5 protein-coding genes are annotated in these 4,957 nt (G+C 67.8%); 3 read left to right on the plus strand and 2 right to left on the minus strand.

Annotated features, from left to right (window positions below):
* Nucleotides 1-46: 46 nt before the first annotated feature.
* Together ABJK26_RS05295 and ABJK26_RS05300 are read right to left on the minus strand one after the other, a co-directional pair.
* Nucleotides 47-697: a hypothetical protein gene (locus tag ABJK26_RS05295; protein ID WP_347241222.1), complete on the minus strand. Its 651-nt coding sequence runs from the start codon at nt 695-697 to the stop codon at nt 47-49.
* Nucleotides 698-854: 157 nt separating this feature from the next.
* Nucleotides 855-1,598, minus strand: a complete 744-nt coding sequence (locus tag ABJK26_RS05300; protein ID WP_347241223.1) for a sugar phosphate isomerase/epimerase family protein — start codon at nt 1,596-1,598, stop codon at nt 855-857.
* 289 nt (nt 1,599-1,887) lie between these two features.
* Between ABJK26_RS05300 and ABJK26_RS05305 the strand changes: the two genes are divergently transcribed.
* The 3 genes from ABJK26_RS05305 (at nt 1,888) to ABJK26_RS05315 (ending at nt 4,867) form a co-directional block, all read left to right on the plus strand.
* On the plus strand, nt 1,888-3,282 hold the full coding sequence (locus ABJK26_RS05305) for a hypothetical protein (protein ID WP_347241224.1): 1,395 nt from the start codon (nt 1,888-1,890) through the stop codon (nt 3,280-3,282).
* Nucleotides 3,279-4,460, plus strand: a complete 1,182-nt coding sequence (locus tag ABJK26_RS05310; protein ID WP_347241225.1) for a hypothetical protein — start codon at nt 3,279-3,281, stop codon at nt 4,458-4,460. The genes ABJK26_RS05305 and ABJK26_RS05310 overlap by 4 nt, the downstream gene beginning before the upstream one ends.
* A 116-nt stretch (nt 4,461-4,576) precedes the next feature.
* Complete coding sequence (locus tag ABJK26_RS05315) at nt 4,577-4,867, plus strand: hypothetical protein (protein WP_347241226.1); 291 nt, start codon at nt 4,577-4,579, stop codon at nt 4,865-4,867.
* Nucleotides 4,868-4,957: the final 90 nt, after the last annotated feature.

Here is a 4,957-nt window from a genome sequence, read left to right on the forward strand (position 1 = left end):
ATAAAGAAACCCCCGGGGCCTGGCCCCGGGGTGGAGTGAGGCCTCCTTAGAGGGAGCGGCGGAGGAGGTCCTCCCAGGCGGGGTTCAGGGGAACGGTGCCGAGTTCCTTGACGGTGGTCTGCTTCCCGTCCTTCACCGCCACCTGCCAAAGCCGCACCACCTTGGCGTTCAGGTCGGCGGTGACGGCGTAAAGGTTCCCCTTGGCCGCGAGGTAGCGCCCCACCTCGGCGTCTTCCTGGGCCGCCTTACCCACGAAGCCCGGGGCCCAGATGCGGAGGTGGAAGAAGAGGGCCCCGGGGTAGTTGGCCTTGGCCAAGGACCTGAGGGACTCCAGGGTGAGGCCGTAGTTGGTCTCCGGGGTGGCCTGGCCGCCGAAGATGAGGGCCACGGCCTCCTCCTTGGGGGTGAGGGGAGGCACTTCGGCGGGGCTCGGCAGGACCGTGACCGCCATGCGCCGCTTGCCCTCTGCGTCCAGGTAGCCCGCCCCCATGGCCCCCACCAGGGCGGCGCAGATGGAGGTGTTGTTGGTGAGGACGTGGACGCTCTTCAGGCCCAGGACCTCGGCCATGGCCTTACCGAAGGCCTGCCCGGTATAGCCCCTTAGAACCAGGTGCTCTCCCAGGGTAAGGCCCTGAGCCTGGGCGCCGCCAAGGGCCGAAACCGCCGCCAGGAGCAACCAGCCGGTGCGCTGCCTCATGGTCCACCTCCCAGAAAGGACTTGCGTCCCGCTCCAAGCATACCCTACATGGGTTGGGTATGGCAAGCGGTGGGTCCACCTCGTGCCGGGTAAGCCCCCGTGGGGGCTTCGGGAAAGGCGCCTTTGGGGTTCCTTCGCCTTTCTCCTGGCCAAGGCTTCACCCCAAAAGGGCCCCCTGGCCTTCCAAGGCCCCCTGAAGGCGTTTGAGGAAGGCGAGGGAGGCCTCGAGGCCCTCCCGCACCTCCAGCACCAGGGGCCGGTCCAGGAAGGGGCCGAGCCAGGCCCCGTGGTCCAGCACCCCCTGGCCCAGGCCCCAGTGGCGGTCGTAGATCCCGTCGGTGTCGTTCAGGTGGAGGTGCTCAGGGAGCAAGGCGAGCCAGGGGGCGGGGTCCGGGGTGCGGCTGAAGACCCGGGCGTGGGCGGCGTCAAAGCAGAAGCCCAAAGCGCCCCCGTGGGCCTCCAGTACGGGGGTTAGGGCCTCGGGGTTGGGCTCGTGGGTGTTCTCCAGGAGGAGGCGCACCCCCAAGGCGCGGGCCCGGCGCACCAGGGGGCCCAGGGCCTCGGCGAGGGGCTCGGCCCGGGAGAGGGCCTCCTCCGGGGTCCGCCCGTGGGGGATGCCGGAGTGCAGGACGGCCCGGTCCGCCCCAAGCTCCGCCGCCCGGTCCAGCCCGAAGAGGAGGCGCCTCAGGGTGAGGCCCCGGACCTCGGGGTCCGGGGAGAGCAGGTCCAGGTTCCAGAAGGGGAGGTGGGCGGAGAGGGGCACCGGGGGGCGGGCCTGGAAGAGGCCGTCCTCTTCCAGGAGGGCCGGGTCCAGGTAGACCTCGGCCCCAAGACCCAGGGCGTCTAGGCGGGGGAGGGCCTCCTCGGTCCGCGACAGGGGCAGGGCAAGCCGCACGTCCATGTCCAGCCCTCATCGTGGCCGGGGAGTGTCAGAGCCTGGTCAACCCGTAGGCCTTATCGCTTCTGCTTCCTCGGAGGCCGTGGGGCAGGAGCAAGTTTTGCGCTACCCAATGGGCTCCTTCTCCGGGGTGGGCGGAAGGGAGCACCGGGAGTTTGCAGTCTAGAGCACACCTTCGCCGTCGCAAAGGACACATGTCCCTGCCCTCCCCCCCAAAATCACCCTTGTAGGGCTTGCCCCGGTCCTTCATTGGTCATACCCCCAGGGGCTGAGCCCTAGAAAGGAGGTCATCGTGTATCCGGTTTGGGAAGGGTTCCTCTTCCACTCCGCCTTCCTGGTGGCCATCGTGGCCGTGGCCCACGTCATATTCTCCCACGTCACCGTGGCCGCCACCTGGTTCAACTGGTGGGTGGAGCGCAAGGCGCTCTTGGAAGATAAGCCGTACCTCATGGACTACCTCAAGGCCTCGGCCCTAAGGCTTCTCATGCTGGCCTACACCTTGGGGGCCATGTTTGGGGTGGGCATCTGGTTCTCCGTCACCGCCAGCAACCCCCGGGGCATCTCCACCCTCATCCACAACTTCGTCTTCTACTGGGCCTCGGAGTGGTTCTGGTTCATCATCGACGTCTTCGGCATCGCCGTCTACTACTACACCTTCGGCCGGGTGAACCCCAGAACGCACGCCCGCATCGGCCTCATCCTGGCCCTGGCGGCCAGCGGCACCTTGGCCATTATCGTGGGCATCCTAGGCTTCAAGCTGACCCCGGGAGCCTGGATGCAGAGCGGCTTGAGCCTGGACGGCTTCTACAACCCCACCTTCTGGCCCATGCTCTTCGCCCGCTTCGGCCTCATGTTCGCCCTCACGGCCCTATACGCCCTCCTGGTGGCGGGAAGCCTGCCCAAGGACCACCCGGCCAGGAAGGAGGTGGTGCCCCTGGCGGGGCGTGTTGGTCTGGTGGGGCTCCTGGTGGGCGTGGGGCTGGTTCTCCTCTGGTACATGCCCAGCCTGCCCGAGCACGCCAAGACGCTCCTTAGGGTGCCGCAGGCCATCCAGCCGGTGTTCTTTGCCGAGATGGCGGTGGGGGTCCTGGCCACCTTCCTGCTCCTGGTTCTAGCCCTGGTCCGGCCTAACCTGGCGGCCCATCCCGTGTTGGCCTACGGCGCCCTGGCCCTGGCTTTCCTGGGCCTCTTCGGCACCGAAAGGACGCGGGAGGTCCTCCGCAAGCCCGACGTCATCTACGGCTACATGGCCTCTAACCAGATCCGGTACGTGGACCTCCCCGCCAGGGGGTTGAAGGCCGAGGAACCCCTTCTCAACCAGGAGGGGGTGCTCAAGCACCTGCCCTTCGCCGTGGCCCCGGGGGCCAAGGCGGCGGCCTCGGCGGGAGGCGGGGGGGTGGACCCGGTGAAGGCGGGCCGGTCCCTGGTGGCCTTGGAGTGCTCCAGCTGCCACACCGTGAGCCGCCAGACCGCCTTCCTCGGGGGGATGCGTCCTCTCGCGGTCATGTTTGCCCGGCGGGGAATGACGAGCAAGGAACAGATCCGCGCCTACCTCGAGGCCATAGGCGGCTTCCCCTTCATGCATCCCGTGGTGGGCACGCCGGAGGAACGGGACTTCATGGCGGCTTACCTGGAAAAGTTCGTGCGTGAATACTACGGTGCTAAGGCGCAAGGAGGTGGTCAATGAAGCCGGAAGCCTTTCTCGCCATGCGCGACCCTCTGGGGAGCCCGGTGCACCCGGGGCTGGTGGAAATCCTCCTGGTGGTCACTTACGTGCTACACATCTTCTTCGTCACCACGGCCATAGGGAGCCTTATCCTGGGGCTTTACGGTCTTCGGCGTCCCGAGGAGAACTGGCAGAGGCTCGCCCGGGTGGCCGTGCGTCTCGCCGTCCAGGCCACGGGCCTCGGCATCACCATGGGCATCGCCCCCCTCCTCTTTGTGCAGGTGATCTACGACCCCGCTTGGTACAGCGCCACCACCCTGATGGGCTTATGGACCACCCTCTTCATCCCCGTGGTGGCCCTGGGCTACCTCCTGCTCTACGTCCTCTACCTCAGGGGCAACGTGGCGGGGGTGGGTTACGTGAGCCTGGCGCTCCTCCTCCTGGCGGGCTTCACCATGCACAGCCTGTCCAGCGCGGGCCTCTACCCCTCGCGCTTCCTGGAGTGGTACGCCCCGGGAGGGGTAGCGGACACGAGCGGTACCCGCTTCCACGGCTATAACCTCTCCCGCTTCGCCGCTCTGCTCTTCGGGCAGGCCGCCCTATCCCTAGGAGTGATGCTTCACCTCTTCGCCTGGTACTTCCGCAGGCGCGAGGACGTGCCCGCCACCTTCCTCGCCTTCGTGGAACGCATAGGACAGGGTGCCCTGCGCCTGGGAGGCATCCTCTTCGCGGGCTTCGGCCTGCTCTGGGCCTTTACCCAGGGAAGGGAGCTGGGCTTCGCCCTGCTTTTGGCCCTGATGGCCTTGGTGGTGGGGGGGTTTTTTTACCTCCACGCCTCCCGGGCCACCAAGGAGGGGGCTTTGGGTACCTTGGGCCTCTACTTGGGGGCCCTCCTCCTGGTGGGGCTGGTGCGGGAGGCCATGCGGGCGGGCGCCTGGGGGCGCCTAGGGTACAGCGTCTGGGCCTACCCCTTCGTCTGGGACTGGGGCTCCATTCTCTACTTCGTGGTCACCGCCCTGGCGGCCATTCCCGTCACCGTCTACCTGGCCCAGGTCCTCTACGCCTCGGGTGCCGGGCCTAAGGGGGGCGACCCCACCTCCCGGGTGGAGCGCTTTGGCGACCTAGGGGTGAGGCTCCTCGTGGGGTGGTTTGCCTTCTACTTCGCCGTGGGGCTTTACGTGGTCCTGCGCAACCTGTGATACGATTCCCCGCGCTGGTCCGCGCCAGCGCGGGGATACCGTAAAAACGATCCCGTAAGGGCTACACGCCTGGGCTTGAATCCATCGGGCCCAGGTGGCCTACGTTTTAGAGGCTGTTGGGCTCTCTTGCCCTGGCCCAGGCGGTGGTGGGGGTTTACCCCCTTCCCCCCACGCCCGTTCGGGCGCTCAACCCCCATCTCACCCCCGGGGAGGTGGAGCGGGCCCTGAGGGCGGGCTGGCCCACGGAGGCACTACCCTCCTTGGGTTCGGGCCTGGCTTACCTTGGGGGCGGGCGCTTCGTGGGCCTCACCGACCGGGGCCCAAACGGGGACTGCCCGGACGGCCGGGGCAAGTGGTTCCCCCTGCCGCGCTTCGCCCCGGCCCTGGTCTCGAGGCGGGGGCCCTGAAGCTTGAACGGGCGCTCCCCCTAAAGAACCCCCTACCTCAAAACTTGCACCTCCCGCATACCCCGCATAAACCTTCACCCCCTCCCCCCG

Source organism: Thermus sp., assembly GCF_039793865.1.
Lineage (GTDB): Bacteria > Deinococcota > Deinococci > Deinococcales > Thermaceae > Thermus.

Bases quoted from the DNA above. Each gene is read 5' to 3' on its own strand.
- ABJK26_RS05295 (WP_347241222.1), bottom strand. From the start codon at position 697: ATGAGGCAGCGCACCGGCTGGTTGCTCCTGGCGGCGGTTTCGGCCCTT.
- ABJK26_RS05300 (WP_347241223.1), bottom strand. From the start codon at position 1,598: ATGGACGTGCGGCTTGCCCTGCCCCTGTCGCGGACCGAGGAGGCCCTC.
- ABJK26_RS05310 (WP_347241225.1), top strand. From the start codon at position 3,279: ATGAAGCCGGAAGCCTTTCTCGCCATGCGCGACCCTCTGGGGAGCCCG.